The sequence below is a fragment of the Klebsiella terrigena genome, from assembly GCF_006539725.1.
Taxonomy (GTDB): domain Bacteria; phylum Pseudomonadota; class Gammaproteobacteria; order Enterobacterales; family Enterobacteriaceae; genus Klebsiella; species Klebsiella terrigena.
The window spans coordinates 50,529-68,077 of sequence record NZ_BJNO01000007.1; the positions used below are offsets into that span (position 1 = coordinate 50,529).

15 protein-coding genes are annotated in these 17,549 nt (G+C 59.4%); 4 read left to right on the forward strand and 11 right to left on the reverse strand.

Annotated features, from left to right (window positions below; all coding sequences use genetic code 11):
• Nucleotides 1-154: 154 nt before the first annotated feature.
• The 5 genes from RTE01_RS10600 to cecR are packed head-to-tail and all read right to left on the reverse strand — an operon-like array spanning nucleotide 155 to nucleotide 5,845.
• Nucleotides 155-1,261 carry an ABC transporter permease gene (locus RTE01_RS10600; RefSeq protein WP_041144694.1) on the reverse strand — a complete coding sequence of 369 codons (1,107 nt, stop codon included), beginning with the start codon at nucleotides 1,259-1,261 and terminating at the stop codon, nucleotides 155-157.
• Between the two features lie 59 nt (nucleotides 1,262-1,320).
• A complete protein-coding gene (locus tag RTE01_RS10605; protein WP_115194000.1) occupies nucleotides 1,321-2,442 on the reverse strand; it encodes an ABC transporter permease in 1,122 nt (373 codons plus the stop codon).
• A 1-nt stretch (nucleotide 2,443) separates the two neighbouring features.
• Nucleotides 2,444-4,183 carry an ATP-binding cassette domain-containing protein gene (locus RTE01_RS10610; protein WP_141334995.1) on the reverse strand — a complete coding sequence of 580 codons (1,740 nt, stop codon included), beginning with the start codon at nucleotides 4,181-4,183 and terminating at the stop codon, nucleotides 2,444-2,446.
• Nucleotides 4,176-5,171: a secretion protein HlyD gene (gene hlyD, locus RTE01_RS10615; RefSeq protein ID WP_115193277.1), complete on the reverse strand. Its 996-nt coding sequence runs from the start codon at nucleotides 5,169-5,171 to the stop codon at nucleotides 4,176-4,178. The genes RTE01_RS10610 and hlyD overlap by 8 nt, the downstream gene beginning before the upstream one ends.
• Nucleotides 5,168-5,845 carry a transcriptional regulator CecR gene (gene cecR, locus RTE01_RS10620; protein ID WP_123551128.1) on the reverse strand — a complete coding sequence of 226 codons (678 nt, stop codon included), beginning with the start codon at nucleotides 5,843-5,845 and terminating at the stop codon, nucleotides 5,168-5,170. The genes hlyD and cecR overlap by 4 nt, the downstream gene beginning before the upstream one ends.
• Nucleotides 5,846-6,102: 257 nt before the next feature.
• Here cecR and rhlE point away from each other — a divergent pair, with 257 nt between their 5' ends.
• The 3 genes from rhlE (at nucleotide 6,103) to ybiB (ending at nucleotide 10,922) form a co-directional block, all read left to right on the forward strand.
• Nucleotides 6,103-7,476 carry an ATP-dependent RNA helicase RhlE gene (gene rhlE / locus RTE01_RS10625; protein WP_134525445.1) on the forward strand — a complete coding sequence of 458 codons (1,374 nt, stop codon included), beginning with the start codon at nucleotides 6,103-6,105 and terminating at the stop codon, nucleotides 7,474-7,476.
• A gap of 207 nt (nucleotides 7,477-7,683) precedes the next feature.
• Nucleotides 7,684-9,828 (forward strand): ATP-dependent DNA helicase DinG, encoded by a 2,145-nt coding sequence (gene dinG, locus RTE01_RS10630; RefSeq protein WP_115193274.1) that lies wholly within the window; start codon nucleotides 7,684-7,686, stop codon nucleotides 9,826-9,828.
• A gap of 125 nt (nucleotides 9,829-9,953) precedes the next feature.
• Nucleotides 9,954-10,922 (forward strand): DNA-binding protein YbiB, encoded by a 969-nt coding sequence (gene ybiB, locus RTE01_RS10635; protein ID WP_115193273.1) that lies wholly within the window; start codon nucleotides 9,954-9,956, stop codon nucleotides 10,920-10,922.
• Between the two features lie 248 nt (nucleotides 10,923-11,170).
• On the opposite strand, the gene ybiJ is transcribed toward ybiB, so the two are convergent.
• From ybiJ to RTE01_RS10665, 6 genes are all read right to left on the reverse strand, one after another.
• Nucleotides 11,171-11,431, reverse strand: a complete 261-nt coding sequence (gene ybiJ, locus RTE01_RS10640; RefSeq protein WP_041144702.1) for a DUF1471 family protein YbiJ — start codon at nucleotides 11,429-11,431, stop codon at nucleotides 11,171-11,173.
• Nucleotides 11,432-11,716: 285 nt separating this feature from the next.
• Nucleotides 11,717-11,983: a DksA/TraR family C4-type zinc finger protein gene (locus RTE01_RS10645; protein ID WP_041147552.1), complete on the reverse strand. Its 267-nt coding sequence runs from the start codon at nucleotides 11,981-11,983 to the stop codon at nucleotides 11,717-11,719.
• 192 nt (nucleotides 11,984-12,175) lie between these two features.
• A complete protein-coding gene (gene ybiX, locus RTE01_RS10650) occupies nucleotides 12,176-12,853 on the reverse strand; it encodes a PKHD-type hydroxylase YbiX (RefSeq protein WP_041144703.1) in 678 nt (225 codons plus the stop codon).
• Between the two features lie 45 nt (nucleotides 12,854-12,898).
• Complete coding sequence (locus RTE01_RS10655; RefSeq protein ID WP_141334997.1) at nucleotides 12,899-15,187, reverse strand: catecholate siderophore receptor Fiu; 2,289 nt, start codon at nucleotides 15,185-15,187, stop codon at nucleotides 12,899-12,901.
• Between the two features lie 286 nt (nucleotides 15,188-15,473).
• Nucleotides 15,474-15,737 carry a YdgH/BhsA/McbA family protein gene (locus RTE01_RS10660; protein WP_134525446.1) on the reverse strand — a complete coding sequence of 88 codons (264 nt, stop codon included), beginning with the start codon at nucleotides 15,735-15,737 and terminating at the stop codon, nucleotides 15,474-15,476.
• Between the two features lie 171 nt (nucleotides 15,738-15,908).
• The gene (locus tag RTE01_RS10665; protein WP_041144705.1) at nucleotides 15,909-16,523 is read right to left on the reverse strand and encodes a flavin reductase family protein; all 615 of its coding nucleotides are present in this window, start codon (nucleotides 16,521-16,523) and stop codon (nucleotides 15,909-15,911) included.
• Nucleotides 16,524-16,618: 95 nt separating this feature from the next.
• Here RTE01_RS10665 and rlmF point away from each other — a divergent pair, with 95 nt between their 5' ends.
• Nucleotides 16,619-17,533, forward strand: a complete 915-nt coding sequence (gene rlmF / locus RTE01_RS10670) for a 23S rRNA (adenine(1618)-N(6))-methyltransferase RlmF (protein WP_041144706.1) — start codon at nucleotides 16,619-16,621, stop codon at nucleotides 17,531-17,533.
• Nucleotides 17,534-17,549 lie beyond the last annotated feature (16 nt).

Consider the following 17,549-nt stretch of genomic DNA (forward strand, 5'->3'; position numbering starts at 1 on the left):
AGGCAGCCTGAGCAATGGCGGGGATCCCCTAAAGCGTTCGGACTGCATCAAGGCGGCGACGCAGCGAATCCCCGGGAGCATAGATAGCTATGTGACCGGGGTGAGTAAGGAAGCCAACGCCGAGGCAGCCTGAACGATGACGGGGATCCGGGGATCAGGCGATCTTCCTGCGGAACATCGCATACGCCGCTGACCCCGTGGTGGCCGCTATGACCAGTAGCGGCCACAAACTTCCCCACACAATCTCCAGACTCGCGTCCTTCAAATAAATCTGCTTGGTAATATCGGTAAAGTGACGAATAGGGTTTATCCACGTCACGTCCTGCAGCCATTGCGGCATATTTTCGACCGGTGAAACGTAGCCGGAGAGCAGGATTGCCGGCATCATAAAGACAAATACGCCAATAAACGCCTGCTGCTGGGTCGAGCACAGCGACGAAATCAGCAGGCCAAATCCCACCAGCGAAAGCCCGTAAATCAGCATCGTAAAGTAAAACAGCAGCAGCGAGCCGGCGAAGGGGATCTGATAGGCCCAGATCCCGACCCCCAGCACGATGCTGGCCTGCAGGGTGGCAACGATCAGCGCCGGTATCGCTTTACCGACGAAAATTTGCCAGGTCGCCAGCGGCGAGACCAGCAGCTGGTCGAGGGTTCCCTGTTCGCGCTCGCGGGCAACCGATAGCGAGGTGACGATCATCACGCCGATGGTGGTGATCATGGCGATCAGCGACGGGACCACGAACCACTTATAGTCGAGGTTGGGGTTATACCAGTTGCGTACAACCAGCTCGCTGTTGTTAGGCCTGGCTTTCCCCTCCAGCAGCTCCTGCTGATACTCTTTGACGATTTGCTGCAGGTAGTTGGCGGCGATTTGCGCGCTGTTTGAGTTGCGGCCGTCCAGCAGCAGCTGAAGCGGGGCGGTCTGATAGTTATCGAGGTTGCGCGAGAAATCAGCCGGGAAGCGGATCAGCAGCAGCGCCTTCTGCTCATCAATAGTGGGCTGGATCTCCTGCGGGCTTTTGAGGATCAGGATGTGGGTGAAGGCCCTGGCGCGAGCAAAGCGCTGCGTTAGCTCAACCGCGTGGCTGCCATTGTCTTCGTTATAGATAGCAATGGTGGCGTTGGTCACCTCCAGCGTCGCGGCGAAGGGGAACAGCAGCACCTGAATCAGCACCGGCATAATCAAAATCGCCCGCGTCTGCGGCTCGCGCAGCAGCGACTGTAGTTCTTTGCGAATCAACGTCCATAAGCGATGAAACATCTTCAGTTCTCTCTTTACGCTGCCCCCGGATAGCGACCGCAGGGGGAATGGCTAATGCCCTAATCGAGCCGCCGTTTGGTTTTCAGCCACGTCAGGCCGATAAACATCACCGCCGAGGCGATCAGAAACATCACGTTTACCAGCAGCACCACCGGAATATTGCCTGCCAGGAACAGGCTTTGCAGGGTGCTGACAAAATAGCGGGCCGGGATAACGTAGGTCACCGCGCGGATTATCGCGGGCATGCTGTCTATCTGGAAAATAAACCCGGACAGCATAATCGACGGCAGAAAGGCGGCGTTGAGCGCCACCTGGGCGGCGTTAAACTGGTTGCGGGTGATGGTCGAAATCAGCAGCCCCATCCCCAGGGTACTGAGCAAAAACAGGCTGGTGATGAAAAACAGAATCACCAGCGAGCCGCGATAGGGCACATCGAGAATAAACACCGCCACCAGCATGCACAGCAGCATCGCCAGCATGCCGAGAAAATAGTAGGGGATAAGCTTACACAGCAGCAGCTCGACGCGGGTAATTTCGGTGGAGAGCAGCGCCTCCATGGTGCCGCGCTCCCATTCGCGGGCGATAACCAGCGAGGTGAGGATCGCCCCAATGACCGTCATAATGATGGTGATCGCGCCGGGAATAATAAAATGCTGGCTGATCGCCGCCGGGTTAAACCAGTAACGGGTCTGTACGTCGATCAGCGGCTCAAAGGTTTCACCGCGATCCTCCGCCCGCTGCTGCTGCCAGATCTGCCAGATACCTTCGATATAGCCCTGGGCAAAGTTGGCGGTATTAGGCTCGCTGCCGTCGGTAATGAGCTGGATAGGGGCATCGTCGCCGGGGCGGGCCATCTTCTGGTCAAAATCCACCGGAATGGTCACCAGCGCGCGGATCCGCCCGGCCTGCATAAGCTGAATCAGCTGCTGGCGATTGTCGCTGATGGTGGCGTCGATGTAGGGCGAGCCGGTCATGGTGTGGACGAAATCCAGCGCCTCTTCGCTCTGCTGCTCCAGCAGCACGCCGACCCGCAGCCTGCTGGAGTCGAGGTTGATGCCGTAGCCAAAGATAAACAGCAGCATCAGCGGGATCACCACCGCAATCAGCCAGCTGCTGGGATCGCGTACGATCTGCCGCGTCTCCTTGACGCACAGGGCGCGCACGCGCCGCCATGACACCATTTTAGCGCTCACTGCTATTCTCCTTGTCCCAGTCGTGAATCAGGGTAATAAACGCCTGCTCCATGGTCGGGTCCGGCTGCTCATCGCTGGCCGCCAGCGCTTTTAGCGCATCCGGGGTGCCGCTGGCGATAAGCTTGCCGCGATAGACCAGGCCGATTCGATCGCAGTATTCGGCCTCGTCCATAAAGTGGGTGGTGACCATCACCGTCACGCCTTTATCGACCATGCTATTGATATGCAGCCAGAATTCGCGGCGGGTGAGGGGGTCGACGCCGGAGGTGGGCTCGTCGAGAAACAGAATATCCGGCTCGTGCATCAGCGAGCAGGCCAGGGCCAGCCGCTGCTTGTAGCCCAGCGGCAGCTCGTCGGCGGCGTGGTTGGCTATCTCCTTCAGGCCGAAGGCTTCGCTCATGCGCTCAATTTTTTCGTTCTGCACCCGGCCGCGCAGGCCGTAAACGCCGGAGAAGAAGCGCAGGTTCTGCTCAACGCTCAGGTTGCCGTAAAGCGAAAACTTCTGCGCCATATAGCCGAGATGCTGACGGGCCTTGCCGGAGCTGACCTTCAGATCCATGCCCAGCACCAGCGCCTTACCGGAGGTGGGCACCAGCAGGCCGCACATCATTTTAAAGGTGGTTGATTTACCCGCGCCGTTGGGGCCGAGGAGGCCAAAAATTTCGCCGCGCTTAACCTTGAAATCAACGTGATCGGTGGCGGCGAAATCGCCGAATTTTTTGGTGAGGGTTTGCGCTTCGATAACCGTTTCATCATGGGAGCCTTCGACGCTGTGAATAATTGCCCCCAGCGGCGACTCTGCGGTCGCGGCGCCGCCCAGCAGGTCAATAAACGCATCCTCAAAGCGCGGCGAGGTTTCGGCGATCTCCAGCGGCGGCAGGCTAGCGTGGCTGCGCACCTCCTCGATGCTGGCCTCCTTCTTGAGGATCAGGCGCACCGATTTGCCCTGAATGACGCCGTCGCTGATTTGCTCCAGCTTCAGCGCCCGCTGCAGGAGGCGGCGGTTGTTCTCTTCGCGGCTGGAGACCAAAAAGCTGCGTCCGGCCATCGTTTGGGTCAGGGAACGGGGTTCCCCCTGATACAGCAGCTGGCCTTCGTTCATCAGCAGCACCTCGCGGCACTGCTCCGCTTCATCGAGGTACGATGTGCTCCAGAGGATCAGCATTCCGTCCCCCGCCAGCTCGTGGACCATTTGCCACAGCTCGCGGCGCGAGATGGGGTCAACGCCGACGCCCGGTTCGTCAAGCAGCAGCACCTTCGGCTCGCCTACCAGCGTACAGGCCAGCCCCAGCTTCTGCTTCATGCCGCCGGAGAGCTTACCGGCCAGCCGGTCGGTGAAGGGGCCGAGGGAGGTGAACTCGAGCAGGCGGTCGAAAATTTTCCGCCGCGCTTCGCCGGTCACGCTGCGTAGATCGGCATACAGGGTCAGGTTCTCCATCACCGTCAGGTCTTCGTACAGGCCGAACTTTTGCGGCATATAGCCGAGCACCGCGTGCAGGGCGCTATCGTCGCGAATCGGATCGAAGCCGATTACGCTGGCGCTGCCGCTATCCGCCTTGAGCAGCCCGGCGAGCATGCGCATCAGGGTGGTTTTCCCCGCGCCGTCGGGCCCGACCAGCCCGGTGACGTAGCCGGAACGCACGGTGCAGCTCAGCGGGGCAATGGCGGGCCGCGTCATGCCGGCGAAGCTGCGGGTCAGCCCGTCAAGGGTGATGAGCTCGTCACTCATGTCCGTTTCCGCTGCTGAAGGTGACGGTGACCGGCATCCCCTGGCGCAGCGCGTCGTCGGGGTCGGTCACCACGATACGCAGGCGGTAGACCAGGTCGGTTCGCAGGTCCGGCGTCTCTACGGTCTTCGGCGTAAATTCAGCCGTCGGCGAAACGAAGCCAATCCTGCCGCGATAGGGCTGACTGGGGCGGCTATCGGTGTACAGCAGCACCTCGCGTCCTGGCTGCGCGTTGCCGAGATTTTTTTCATCGATGTAGGCACGAACCCATACCGGGCGGGTTAACGACAGCGTCATGACGGTAGCGCCGGCGCTGAGCATGCTGCCCGGCTCAACGGCGCGGGTCATCAGCGTGCCGTCGGAAGGCGCGGCCAGCGTGGTATCGTGCAGGTCGAGCTTCGCCTGCGCCAGGGCTGCCTGCGCCTGTTCAAGGTTGGCTTTGGCCTGGGCTATCTCCTGCGGACGGTTACCCGCGCGATACTGGCGCAGCTTATCCTGCGCCGATTTCAGCGTTGCCTGAGCCTGGTCGCGCGCGGATCGCGCGTTGTCGAGATCGTTGACGGAAATGGCGCTGCTTTTGCGCAGGCCCAGCTGGCGCTGGTAGAAGTTCTGCGCGTATTCATAGGCCGCCTGCGCCTGGTTCACCGCCGCCGCGGCCTGGGCAATCTCTTCCGCCCGGTAGCCGGCCATCATCAGGTCATACTGCGCCTGGGCGGTTGAGACGTTGGCCTGCGCCTGCTGCAGCGCATTTTCATAAGGGGCACGGTCGAGCTGGCCCAGGGTTTGCCCGGCCTTGATAGCGTCGCCCTCGTCCACGCTCAGCGAGGCCAGCCGCCCGCCAACGCGGAAGCTCATGTTAACGGTACGAATATCAACGTTGCCATACAGGGTCAGCCCCTTCTGCTGGCTGCTTTGATACCACCACCAGCCGCCGCCCGTAGCAACGATCAGTAGCAGCACCACCAGGACGACGATGAGCGGTTTTTTCATGATCCCAAACTCCTTTGCGATAATCCTTGCAGAACGAAATCGATATGGCAGGTAATAACCTGATAAATTTGCTCGGTTTTTTCGGCATCAAACTGCGTCCATCCGGTGCGCAGCAAAATGGTTTCTCGGCCAAGGCGAAAGGCGAGGATCTCCCCCAGCAGCGCGTGGGTATGCAGGACCATCCGCGTGTCGTCCGCTTCAAGCCCGGTAAAGGCGGCGATTAATCGCGTCAGGTAGCAGTGTAGCGGAGCGATCACCTGGTCATGGATTAACTGGTACGCCGGGGTGGGCGACAGCTGCTCCCGGGAGATAAATTTGCTCAGGTTGACCGTGTCATCCTGGGTGAGCAGCAGGATCATGTTCCGGCAGGCGCCGAGGATCAGCGTCCGCATGGCCTCTTTATCCGGGTGCGGCTCGGCAAGCAGCCGCTCCGCCGCTTCGGCGTGAGGGCGAAAATTGTGGCCAATAAAGTCGGCTATCCACTGCGCGCAGGCGAGATAGAGATCGTCCTTTGAGCCGAAATAGTAGGGGATTGCGGCGATGTTTTGCCCTGCCTGGGCGGCAATGTCGCGGGTGGTGGCATGCAGGCCATATTCGCCAAACTGGGCGATGGCTGCGCTAATCAACTGGCTTTTTGCCTGTTCGCCTTTGCTGGTCGCGGGAGTGGTATTCATCGCACCTGAAAAAATTAATCAATCGATTGATTAAGAGTATGACCAATTCGCGGAACTGTCCAGAATGGTGAATACTCTATTTATCGCCAAATAGAGGAGCTTGATTTCGCAGAAAAACCCTGAGGGGATTTTTATGCGATACGTCACAAAACCTGCTAGACTGCGCCCCTTCATGGCATTGTGGTTTTTGCCATCTCTTTCGCAATAATCTCCCCGAAAACTACGCCTCTAAAAGGCCGGGGCGGTTTGGAGTTGTTATGTCTTTTGATTCCCTTGGCCTTAATCCTGAAATCCTGCGTGCCGTAGCCGAACAGGGTTATGTTGAGCCAACCCCCATTCAGCAGCAGGCTATCCCTGCGGTGTTGCAGGGGCGCGATCTGATGGCCAGCGCCCAGACCGGCACCGGCAAAACGGCGGGCTTTACCCTGCCGCTGCTTCAGCATCTGATCCAGCAAGAGCCGCACGCGAAGGGCCGTCGCCCGGTGCGCGCGCTGATCCTCACCCCTACGCGTGAGCTGGCCGCTCAGATTGGCGAAAACGTTCGTGATTACAGTAAGTATCTGAATGTTCGCTCGCTGGTGGTATTCGGTGGCGTGAGCATTAACCCGCAGATGATGAAGCTGCGCAGCGGCGTCGATATCCTGGTGGCAACGCCGGGTCGCCTGCTGGATCTGGAACACCAGAACGCCGTCAGCCTGGATAAGGTTGAAGTGCTGGTGCTGGATGAAGCCGACCGGATGCTGGACATGGGCTTTATCCATGATATTCGCCGCGTGCTGTCGAAGCTGCCGGCGAAGCGCCAGAACCTGCTGTTCTCGGCAACCTTCTCCGACGAGATTAAATCGCTGGCGGAAAAGCTGCTGCATAACCCGCTGGAAATCGAAGTCGCCCGTCGCAACACGGCCTCCGAGCAGGTCAGCCAGTACGTGCATTTCGTTGATAAGAAGCGCAAGCGCGAGCTGCTGTCGCAGATGATCGGCGAAGGCAACTGGCAGCAGGTGCTGGTCTTTACCCGTACCAAGCATGGCGCCAACCACCTGGCGGAACAGCTGAACAAAGACGGCATTCGCAGCGCCGCCATCCACGGCAACAAAAGCCAGGGCGCGCGTACTCGCGCATTAGCTGATTTTAAATCCGGCGGCATTCGCGTGCTGGTGGCGACCGACATCGCCGCGCGCGGCCTGGATATCGAAGAGCTGCCGCACGTGGTGAACTACGAGCTGCCGAACGTGCCGGAAGATTATGTCCACCGTATTGGCCGTACCGGCCGCGCCGCCGCTACCGGCGAAGCGCTGTCGCTGGTCTGCGTTGATGAGCATAAGCTGCTGCACGATATCGAACGCCTGCTGAAAAAAGAGATCCCACGCATTAGCGTTGCCGGCTATGAGCCGGATCCGTCCATCAGAGCGGAGCCGATTCAAAACGGTCGTCAGCAGCGCAGCGGCGGCGGTGGCGGTGGTCGCGGTCAGGGCCAGGGACGCGGCGGCCAGAGTCAGGGTCGCGCCGGTCAGAGCCAGGGTCGTGGTCAGCAGTCTTCACCGCGCCGCAGCGACGGTGATGCGCCGAAAGCGCGTACTCAGGACGGCAAACCGCAGCGTCGTCGCTCGCGCAAGCCAGCGGCCGCTGAGTAACCAGACTTCCGCAAACCCGCTATCCCCGCGGCAGCCCGACGCTGCCCGAGGGTACAGGTTTGCCTCTCCGGGCGGGTCTCCCTGCCCGGAACTCCCCCGCCTGATGCTAAACCTCGAGCACGATCCCCGTTTGTTCAGAAAGAAATTCCTCCAGCCAGGCAAAAAGTGTCACAATAGTGGCTGTTTATACAGTATTCAGGTTTTCTCATGGCTTTGACCACTGCGCTAAAAACGCAAATCGCCGCCTGGTATAAGGCGCTCCAGGAACAGATTCCGGACTTTATTCCCCGCACCCCGCAGCGGCAGATGATTGCTGACGTCGCGAAAACGCTCGCCGGGGAAGAGGGAAGGCACCTGGCGATCGAGGCGCCGACCGGCGTCGGGAAAACCCTGTCGTACCTGATCCCCGGTATTGCCATCGCCCGCGAAGAGCAAAAAACGCTGGTGGTCAGCACCGCCAACGTTGCCCTGCAGGACCAGATCTTCAGCAAAGACCTGCCGCTGCTGCGTAAAATTATTCCCGACCTGCGCTTCACCGCCGCCTTTGGCCGCGGGCGCTACGTTTGTCCGCGCAACCTCAACGCGATGGCCAGCACCGAGCCAACGCAGCAGGACCTGCTCGCGTTTCTTGACGACGATCTCACGCCGAATAACCAGGCGGAGCAGAAACTGTGCGCCACGCTGAAGAGCGATCTTGATAGCTATAAATGGGACGGCCTACGCGATCACAGCGACAAGGCCATCGATGACGCGCTCTGGGGCCGTCTGAGCACCGATAAGGCAAGCTGCCTGAACCGCAACTGCCATTACTATCGCGAATGCCCGTTCTTCGTCGCCCGGCGTGAGATTCAGGAAGCCGAAGTGGTGGTGGCAAACCACGCGCTGGTGATGGCGGCGATGGAGAGCGAAGCGGTGCTGCCGGAGCCGAAAAACCTGCTGCTGGTGCTCGATGAGGGCCACCATCTGCCCGATGTCGCTCGGGATGCGCTGGAGATGAGCGCTGAAATTACCGCCCCCTGGTATCGGCTACAGCTCGATCTTTTCACCCGCCTGGTGGCGACCTGCATGGAGCAGTTTCGGCCCAAAACGACGCCGCCGCTGGCAAACCCCGAGCGGCTGAACGCCCACTGCGAGGAGCTGTCCGAGCTCATCTCCTCGCTGAATAACATTTTGAATCTGTATATGCCTGCCGGTCAGGAAGCCGAGCACCGCTTCCCGATGGGGGAGCTGCCGCAGGAGGTGATGGATATCTGCCAGCGGCTGGCCAAGCTGACCGAGACGCTGCGCGGCCTGGCGGAGCTGTTTCTTAACGATCTCAGCGAAAAAACCGGCAGCCATGACGTGGTCCGCCTGCACCGGGTGCTGCTGCAAATGAACCGCGCGCTGGGCATGTTTGAAAGCCAAAGCAAGCTGTGGCGGCTGGCGTCGCTGGCGCAATCATCCGGCGCGCCGGTCACTAAGTGGGCCTCCCGCGATCTGCGCGACGGCCAGGCGCATATCTGGTTCCACTGCGTCGGGATTCGCGTTAGCGAACAGCTGGAAAGGCTGCTGTGGCGCAGCGTACCGCATATTGTCGTCACTTCCGCCACCCTGCGTTCGCTGAACAGCTTTTCTCGCCTGCAGGAGATGAGCGGTCTTAAGGAGAAGGCCGGAGATCGCTTCGTCGCCCTGGATTCGCCCTTCAACCACGTTGAGCAGGGAAAAATTATCATCCCGCAGATGCACTATGAGCCGGTCATCGACAACGAAGAGCAGCATATTGCCGAAATGGCGGCCTGCTTTCGCGAGCACGTCGAGAGTAAAAAGCACCTCGGGATGCTGGTGCTGTTTGCCAGCGGGCGGGCGATGCAGCGCTTTCTCGAGCACGTCACCGATCTGCGCCTGATGCTGCTGGTGCAGGGCGATAAGCCCCGCTACCGGCTGGTGGAGCTGCACCGTAAAAAGGTCGAGAGCGGCGAGCGTAGCGTGCTGGTCGGGCTGCAGTCGTTTGCCGAGGGGCTGGACCTCAAGGGCGAGCTGCTGAGCCAGGTCCATATCCACAAAATTGCCTTCCCGCCGATAGACAGCCCGGTGGTGATCACCGAAGGCGAGTGGCTTAAAAGCCTGAACCGCTACCCCTTCGAGGTACAAAGCCTGCCGAGCGCCTCCTTTAACCTGATTCAGCAGGTCGGCCGTCTGATCCGCAGCCACAGCTGCTGGGGGGAGGTGGTGATTTACGATAAGCGTTTGTTGACCAAAAATTACGGCAAGCGTTTACTGAATGCATTACCCGTATTTCCGATAGAGCAGCCTGCCGTCCCGGAGGTTGTAGTAAAAAGTAAAACCAAACAGACGCGTCGCAAACGTCGCTAGCGGCGCAGGTCGGCAATGTGAGCAGCACGGACTCGACCTCCTTCGCGCATCGGTAAAGGGCAGCTGCAAGGGTACTGCGGCAAGCCGTTTATCGCGTGAAGTAGGGCGGATAAGAGGAATCTTCGATGGATTACACCAAGATCGTTAAAGAAGTCGGGCGGGGGAAAAATCACGCCCGCGACCTGGATGTGGAGACCGCCCGCGCGCTGTACGTGCGGATGCTCAACGGTGAAGTTGCCGAGCTGGAGCTGGGGGCGATCCTGATTGCCCTGCGCATTAAGGGTGAAGGCGAAGCGGAGATGAGGGGCTTCTATGAGGCGATGCAGCAGCAAACGCTGCGCCTGACGCCGCCGGTAGCGCGGCCGATGCCGATTGTGATCCCCAGCTACAACGGCGCGCGTAAGCAGGCTAACCTGACGCCGCTGCTAGCCGTCCTGCTGCATAAGCTCGGCTTCCCGGTGCTGGTGCACGGCGTCAGCCACGATCCAACCCGGGTGCTGACGGAGACGATTTTTGAGCTGATGGGGATCCCGATTACGCAGCACGCCGGCCAGGCCCAGGCGCGTCTGGACGGCCACGAGCCGGTCTATATCCCGGTTGGTGCCCTCTGTCCGCCGCTGGAGAAGCAGCTGGCTCTGCGCTGGCGGCTGGGCGTTCGCAACAGCGCGCATACGCTGGCTAAGCTGGCGACGCCGTTTGCCGAAGACGCGGCCCTGCGATTATCGAGCGTGTCGCATCCGGAATACATCGGCAAGGTGGCAAAATTCTTTACCGAAACCGGCGGTCGCGCGCTGCTGATGCACGGTACCGAAGGCGAGGTGTATGCCAACCCTCAGCGCTGTCCGCAAATTAGCCTGATTGACGGGAGCGGAACGCGGGCGCTGTATGAGCGGCAGAATGATACACCGGCGCAGGCCCCAGCGCTGCCTGAGTCAAAAGATCCTGCGGTGACCGCGCGCTGGACCGAGCGCTGCGCGGCGGGCCTTGAGCCGCTGCCGCAGCCGCTGCGGATCCAGCTGGCGTGCTGCCTGCTGGCGACCGGAGAGGTGGCGTCCCTGGAGGCGGGGCTGGCTAAGGTTGCGGAGCGCTGGTAGCGCGCGGACGCTCAACGCTGCGGGAGCATCAAGGAGCGCGCAGGGCATAGTGAACGGAACATTCCCTCTGTGCGAGCATAGACAGAAGTCAATCACGCGATAAGGCTTTGCAAAACCACCGCCTGAATGCATCACTCGGCCCAGAAAAAAACCAAAAAAAAGCCCGTCCGGTGGCACGGACGGGCAAAACAAGGGTATTAAAGGGTATTTCAGGGGTAATACAGTGGCACTACAGGGTCGGGCGGCGATTATTTATAGATAACCGCGGTACCGCTAACTTTGTTGTTGGTGTTAGCGGAGGTGATGCTGTAACCAGTTGCGCCAGCGGCATCCGCTTTAGCAGCCAGTTTGGCCTCCAGGCCATCCAGAGTCGTTGCGCCTTCAGCAGAAACGACGCCGATTTTGTTCATGCTCTCTGCCTGAGCTGGGGTGACCGACTGAGCGGCGAAAGCACCAAAGGACAGAGCGGACAGGGCGATAGCAGCGGCAGCATATTTGATGGTTTTCATAGTTAATCTCTCGCAGGTTGTTCTGTTAGGGTGACGATGTTCCGTCGATGTGAGAAGTATCACGTTTTTTTGCGAGATATAAAATCGAAGGAAATTAACAGTCTCCATCGAATTTTTTGAATGATTATTAATTTATTGATTATTAATAAATTATTTATCAGCGACAGGGCGTCGGCTTTGGCAGAAAAGTGCTGCGGGCTTTTAGGGCACATTTTGCTACTTTATTCGCCAAAAAACGTGCGCGAAAAGATAATGCGATCTGCGGTAATGAACGGTAAAGGAAGGTCAGCGTAGCTGGCTGTCCTTGGAACCACGACGATTATATCCTGAAAATGTATTGTTATGTAAGTCTTTATCCTGTTGGCATTTCACGCAGTACCTGACCCCGGCAATGGCCCTGCGTCGGGCCTCAGGAATGGGCTCCCCGCATTCATCACAAAATTTGTGGCTCTCGCCGCCCGGTAGCTCGCTTCGCGCCCGCGCAACCGCATCGTCAATCGTGCTGTCGATCTGCTGCTGCACCGCGTCATCATTTGCCCAGCCTGATGCCATGATGTACCTCCCATCTGATGCTGTATCAATTAACAGAGAGTCAAAATCGTTCACTCTGCCGCCTGGCGGCGGGAGCCGCGCTTTCCCGGAACGCGGAAAACGGCGCGGCGTGAGCGCGCTTTATCAGCGCGACGGCCGCCGGAAATAAGAAGAGTATAGATAAGATGGGGGCAGAAAAGGGTCAGACAAGGCTTAGATCTCTGACCATTCCCGCAGCAGGTTATGGTACAGGTTGAGCAGCGACAGGACCTCTTCACTCTCGCCGTGGCGGCTCTTCAGCGCCTGGATAGTGCCGTCCAGCTCAAACAGCATCGCGCGCCGTTTATCATCGCGGATCATCGACTGAACCCACAGGAAGGAGGCGACGCGGGCACCCTGGGTCACCGGGGTCACGCAGTGCAGGCTGCTGGAAGGGTAGAGCACCAGATCGCCCGCCGGGAGCTTAACCGCGTGCTGTCCGTAGGTATCGTTGATGACCAGCTCGCCGCCGGTATAGTCCTCCGGGGCGCTCAGAAACAGGGTGGCGGAAAGGTCGGTGCGCATCCAGCCGCCCTGGGCCTGACTGCGCACCGCGCCGTCAACGTGAAAACCGTAGGTTTCGCTCTGCTGGTAGCGGTTGAAAAGCGGGCTGGAGAGGGTTTTTGGCAGCGCGGCGGCGAAAAACAGCGAGCTGCGGTTGAGCGCCGCCAGCACTTTACCCTGCAGCTCGTCGTACAGCGCGCTGCGGGTATCTACCTGCTGATTATTTTTTACCTGCGCGCCCTGATCGCCGGTGGTTGCGCGTCCGTCAACCCACTCGGCCTGCTGCAGCCGCCCGCTAAAATAGTCAACTTCCTGTGGGCTGAGGACGGCGGGAATATGGTACATCATGGTTATTTCTCCTGAACAAGCGGGGCGCAAGCGCCCCGCTGCGGATTAGAAGTGCATATTGGCGGTCAGCAGGAACGTACGCGGCTCGCCCGGATGATAACGGTAGCCGCTCTTGTTGATTGAGGCGACATAGTTGGTATCAAACAGGTTATAGACGTTCAGCTGCAGATCGAGGTTACGGTTAATGCGATAGCCGACCTTCGCATCTGCCACCCAGTAGCCTTCGGTATAGGACGGCGTGCCGACGGCGCCATCGCTGCCGCGGTGCATACTGCCGATATAGCGCGCGCCGGCGCCAAGGGCAAGGGCATCGGTGGCTTGATACTGGCTCCAGACGGTAAAGGCGTGCTCAGGCGTATACGGCAGCGCGCTGGTGCCATCCTGGGTGACGTTGCTGCCTTCTCTGATGCTGGCGTGCTGCTGGGTATATCCGCCGATAACCTGCCAGTCCGGCGTGATGTTGCCGGCCAGCGACAGCTCGTAGCCTTCGACGCGTTTTTTACCGTACTGCGAGTAGGTGCCGTCGTCGTTTTGCTCGACTTCGTTTTCAATATCGGTACGGAACAGGGCCGCCGTCAGCAGCAGGCGCTTGTCCATCAACTCCCACTTGGTGCCCACTTCGCTGGTTTTCGCTTTCTGCGGCTGGAAATCAGTGCGGTTAGCGCTATTTCCCGTTCCGCTCTGCGCCAGGGCAAAGTTGTTGCCGCCCGGAGGCTGCTGAGAGATGGCGTAGTTGACGTAGACGTTGCCGTTATCGGTCAGGTGATACAGCGCGCCGGCTTTCCAGTTAACCAGGTTGCCGCTGGTTGAGGTATCAACGGTGGTTACCGGACTGTTTCTTGCCACGCCGGCCGGGCAGGCCACTGCCCCACGACCGGTGCCGCCACACAGGCTCGCGCTATCGTATTGAGTCTGGTAGTTATCCAGACGAATGCCGCCGTTGATCTCAAAGTCCCGGGTAATCTGCAGGGTATCAAAGGCGTATATCCCGAAGGTGTCGGTCTGGCCGTTGGCGTTGGCGCCGCTGCGATCCAGGCCGCCGATGGAGATCGCGCTGTTCGGGTGGTAAATATTCACCGCCGGAGGCGTGATGGGATAAACCCCGTAGTTGGTCTGCGTTTCGCGGGTCAGCTCGAAGCCGGTGCTGATGTCATGACCGATCGATCCGGTATAGAACTTTGTGGTCAGGTTGGTCTGGTTGGTCAGGATTTTGTTGCTGACGTCCTTGGTGTTAGCCAGGCGCGACCAGGTCCAGGTGCCGACGTCGTTCGGGTTCGGCTGGGTAATATTTGATGCGCCGCCCATCACCGCGGTGAGCAAATAATCCTGCTTCACGCGCGACCAGCGGGTGGTGTTGCGGATGGTCGTGGTATCGCTCAGGTCGTGCTCAAAGCGCATGGTCACCGTATCGGTCGTGGAATCGTCGTAATCCGACTCGGTGCCGTAGAAGTTGCTGGTTGCGACTTTACCGGAGTGGTTCAGAGCCGCGGTTCCCGCGCTCGGCGCGGAGTATCCCGGCAGGCCGATGGTCGGAATACCGCCGTCCGGCGTGTTGTGCTGGGTCACGTGCAGATAGTTGAGATAGAGACGGTTCTCAGTACCGAGGCCGAAGGCGGCCGACGGCGCAATCCCGTAGCGTTCATTTTTAACGTTATCGCGACCGGCGTCGTGGGTTTTCTCCCCCATCAGGTTCAGACGCACCGCGCTGGTTTCGCCGACCGCCTGGTTGATGTCGAGCGTACCGCGGCGGAACCAGGCGCTGCCGACGCTGGCGGAGGCGTCAATGCCGGAGTCCAGACGCGGCTGCTTGCTGATCATATTGATCGAGCCGGTTGGCGCGCTGCGGCCATAGTCAGAACCCGATGGCCCCTTGATGACTTCTACCTGCTCGGTGTTAAAGGTATCGCGGGTCACGCTACCGATATCGCGAACGCCATCAACGTAGATGCTGTTTGACGTATCGGCACCGCGCATATAGATGGAGTCGCCGGTGGAAGAGTTGCCGTTTTCACCGGCATAAAAGGCCCCCACGCCCGGCACGTTTTTCAACGCATCGGTGAGGTTGGTGACGCCCTGATCTTTCATCACCTGTTCGGAAACCACCGTTACCGTACGGGTGGTGTCGACCAGCGGTCGGGAAAACTTGGGGTCAGCGGACTGGGTTGGGGCATACAGCGAGGGCGCCTGCGCCTCTACCACCAGCGTTTCACCGCCGTTTTTTTCAGTGCTATCGGCTGCCAGCACCTGGCCTGTCGGCGACAGGCTCAGACACAGGCCGGTAAAGATCGTCAGCGAGCCAAAACTGCTGAACGGTAAATTATGTTTTTTATCCATATCCATGAGCAACTTATAGTTTTAATTTGAGCCATTAAGACCGCAGGCAAAGCCAGGCCGTGCCTCGGCCACTGCAGGTGTTGTTACAATAACAATGATTTTGATAATGATTGTGATAAGCATTATCAAATAACGGCAGATTTCTATCACTCATTTATAAAAAAATAAATACATTTGTTTACATTCACTGCATTTTTTCTACATAAACCGATTTTGTCAGCAGAGAACAGGGCGAACGCGGGCCAGGGCGGTGGGAAATTCGCTCCCTGTCCGGGCCGTCGGGGCGTTATTTATAGATGATGGCGGTGCCTGCCAACCTGTTTGTGCCGCCGGCAGCGTTGATTCGCCAGGCTATCGCCCCCTGCTGATGCGCTTTTTGCGCCAGCTTTACCTGCAGATCGTCAAGATTGCTGGCGCCGGAGGCGGAGACGCTGCCTGAAGGCCGCAGCGGGGCGGGGTCGGCGGGAGCGGAGAGGGGGGCTGCGGGCTGGGCAGTAAAAGAGGCGGCGGCAAGGGCGACAGTCGCGAGTAGCAGCAGAGATTTTCTCATGAGCATATCCTCATTAACGGCATGGGACATACTCTAAGTTTAGGCCTTTGCCACAGGATATTCAGGATAAAAAATTGAGGCTAAACAACGATTTTTTTGGGCAAATGCCGCTCGCCCGCCCGTGCGAATAAGGTCGCGTCGCACGGACGGCGAGTCGGCGCCGGGACAGCGCTAGCGGGCGTCGGGGCGGATCAGGTCAAAACGCTGGCTTTCATCAATACTGTAGTAGGCGCTCGGGCCGCCGGCGCGCAGGATAGGCTGGGCTTTGGCGGTCTGATAGATGCCCTCTTCCAGCAGCGATTCGTCGATATGGACCGCGACAACCTCGCCAAGTACCAGCCAGCTGTCGACGGGAGTGCCGTCGGCGGTGGTCAGGCGGATGCACTGCGAGAGGCGGCACTCAAAGTTCACCGGGCTTTGTGCAACCCGCGGGGCGGCGACGATCCGGCTGGCGGCGGCGGTCAGCCCGGCGCGGGTGAATTCATCTTCGTGGCGCGGGAGGCTGGCAGAGGTCTCGTTCATGGCTTCGGCCAGCGGGCGGGTTGCCAGGTTCCAGACAAATTCTTTCGTTTCGACAATATTCTGTACGCTATCCTTCCAACCGCTGCTGGCAAAGCCGATAATTGGTGGCCGATAGTTGAAGCAGTTAAAGAAACTGTAGGGCGCGAGATTGCGCTGTCCTGCCGCATCCAGCGAGGCGATCCAGCCGATAGGACGCGGCCCGATAATGGCGTTAAGCGGGTCGTGTGGCAGCCCGTGTCCCTGCGAAGGTTGATAGAAATACATAGAATACCCGTAACCGAAGAGGAGATATCCAGACTCCCTTATTTACCGCGCCGCCGTCAACGGGTATCTTACGCGGCTGTTCAAAGGAGATTGCCATGAAAGCCCAGAAACCGGGGTTACACCCGCGTAACCGTCACCATCAACGTTATGATTTGCCCGAGCTCTGCCTGGCTCACCCCGAGCTCGAGGGTTTTATCACCCTGAATCCGGCGGGCGAGCAGACCGTTGACTTTGCCAACCCACTCGCGGTGAAGGCGCTGAATAAGGCGCTGCTGGCGCACTTTTACGCGGTGAAACACTGGGACATTCCGGATGGCTTCCTGTGTCCGCCGGTGCCGGGAAGGGCGGATTATATCCACCATCTCGCCGACCTGCTGGCGCTGGATACCGGCACGATCCCCGAGAGTGCGAGCATTCTGGATATCGGTACCGGCGCAAACTGCATCTATCCGCTGATCGGCGCGCATGAATACGGCTGGCGCTTTACCGGCAGCGAAACCAGCCAGGAGGCGCTCTCCAGCGCGCTGGCTATTATCAGCGGCAACCCGGGAATGAGCCGCCAGATTCGCCTGCGTCGTCAAAAAGACGCCACGGCGATCTTTACCGGCGTTATCCATAAAAACGAATGCTTTGACGCGACGCTGTGCAACCCGCCGTTCCACGATTCTGCCGCCAGCGCGCAGGCGGGCGGCGAGCGCAAGCGCCGTAACCTGGGCCTCGGCGCCGATAGCGTGATGAACTTTGGCGGCCAGCAGCAGGAGCTATGGTGCGAAGGCGGCGAAGTGGCCTTCATCACCCGCATGATTGAGGAGAGCCAGCAGTTTGGGCGCCAGGTGAAATGGTTTACGTCGCTGGTCTCCCGCGGCGACAACCTGCCGCCGCTGTATCGTGCCCTGACCGAAGTCGGCGCGGTGAAGGTGGTGAAAAAAGAGATGGCGCAGGGGCAGAAGCAGAGCCGCTTTATCGCCTGGACCTTTATGGATGAAGCAAAGCGCCGACGCCCGTTTTAAGCCGTTCGGCGTCTCT

Excerpts from the sequence above, each read along its gene's own strand:
- ybiB (WP_115193273.1), top strand. The coding sequence starts at position 9,954 with ATGGATTACACCAAGATCGTTAAAGAAGTCGGGCGGGGGAAAAATCAC.
- RTE01_RS10600 (WP_041144694.1), bottom strand. The coding sequence starts at position 1,261 with ATGTTTCATCGCTTATGGACGTTGATTCGCAAAGAACTACAGTCGCTG.
- rhlE (WP_134525445.1), top strand. The coding sequence starts at position 6,103 with ATGTCTTTTGATTCCCTTGGCCTTAATCCTGAAATCCTGCGTGCCGTA.
- RTE01_RS10665 (WP_041144705.1), bottom strand. The coding sequence starts at position 16,523 with ATGTATTTCTATCAACCTTCGCAGGGACACGGGCTGCCACACGACCCG.
- RTE01_RS10610 (WP_141334995.1), bottom strand. The coding sequence starts at position 4,183 with ATGAGTGACGAGCTCATCACCCTTGACGGGCTGACCCGCAGCTTCGCC.
- hlyD (WP_115193277.1), bottom strand. The coding sequence starts at position 5,171 with ATGAAAAAACCGCTCATCGTCGTCCTGGTGGTGCTGCTACTGATCGTT.
- RTE01_RS10605 (WP_115194000.1), bottom strand. The coding sequence starts at position 2,442 with ATGGTGTCATGGCGGCGCGTGCGCGCCCTGTGCGTCAAGGAGACGCGG.
- rlmF (WP_041144706.1), top strand. The coding sequence starts at position 16,619 with ATGAAAGCCCAGAAACCGGGGTTACACCCGCGTAACCGTCACCATCAA.
- RTE01_RS10660 (WP_134525446.1), bottom strand. The coding sequence starts at position 15,737 with ATGAGAAAATCTCTGCTGCTACTCGCGACTGTCGCCCTTGCCGCCGCC.
- ybiJ (WP_041144702.1), bottom strand. The coding sequence starts at position 11,431 with ATGAAAACCATCAAATATGCTGCCGCTGCTATCGCCCTGTCCGCTCTG.
- dinG (WP_115193274.1), top strand. The coding sequence starts at position 7,684 with ATGGCTTTGACCACTGCGCTAAAAACGCAAATCGCCGCCTGGTATAAG.
- cecR (WP_123551128.1), bottom strand. The coding sequence starts at position 5,845 with ATGAATACCACTCCCGCGACCAGCAAAGGCGAACAGGCAAAAAGCCAG.
- RTE01_RS10655 (WP_141334997.1), bottom strand. The coding sequence starts at position 15,187 with ATGGATAAAAAACATAATTTACCGTTCAGCAGTTTTGGCTCGCTGACG.
- ybiX (WP_041144703.1), bottom strand. The coding sequence starts at position 12,853 with ATGATGTACCATATTCCCGCCGTCCTCAGCCCACAGGAAGTTGACTAT.
- RTE01_RS10645 (WP_041147552.1), bottom strand. The coding sequence starts at position 11,983 with ATGGCATCAGGCTGGGCAAATGATGACGCGGTGCAGCAGCAGATCGAC.